The organism is Chromobacterium sp. ASV23 (genome assembly GCF_016428945.1).
Classification (GTDB): Bacteria; Pseudomonadota; Gammaproteobacteria; order Burkholderiales; family Chromobacteriaceae; genus Chromobacterium; species Chromobacterium sinusclupearum.
Genome location: NZ_JAELTR010000221.1, coordinates 1 through 404, shown reverse-complemented (window position 1 = coordinate 404; position 404 = coordinate 1). Strand labels below are relative to the sequence as shown.

The 404-nt window shown below is 48.8% G+C and carries 1 protein-coding gene; it reads right to left on the bottom strand.

What is annotated here, in order from left to right; translation table 11 throughout:
• Nucleotides 1-390, bottom strand: a 390-nt coding sequence (locus JHD59_RS22320; RefSeq protein WP_199155879.1) for a MauE/DoxX family redox-associated membrane protein, incomplete at its 3' end; no start/stop codon positions are given.
• Nucleotides 391-404: the final 14 nt, after the last annotated feature.

The window sequence follows — 404 nt, the reverse complement described above, 5'->3', positions numbered from 1 at the left end:
ACGGTAAGTTGGAAGAGAAGACAATAGGAAAGCGCCTGCAGTGAATGCCAGTACGGAATAATCCAGTACTTCCTTCCATCCAAACGAATAGGCCATCGTCAATGAAAATAATAAGGTGAGCACCCCGGCTGCCAGGGCTACTATATTGGTTTTGTAACCCAGTAGTAACAGGAGTCCCAGCGAGGTTTCCAATATCGTGGTAAGGATGGCAACAGGAGGAATAGCCGCTGGTGGCATAAAGGAATTCACCTGTGCGGTATAATGAAGGAAGGCATCCCATCCGGAGGATTGTTTCCCCCAGAGGCCGGTCCTGCTGGCCACCGCAGAAAGAAATCCTCCGGCCAGTGCCAGTCGTAATAAGAATGAGGTAAATGCTGTATTGGTGATCATATGCTGGTATTATG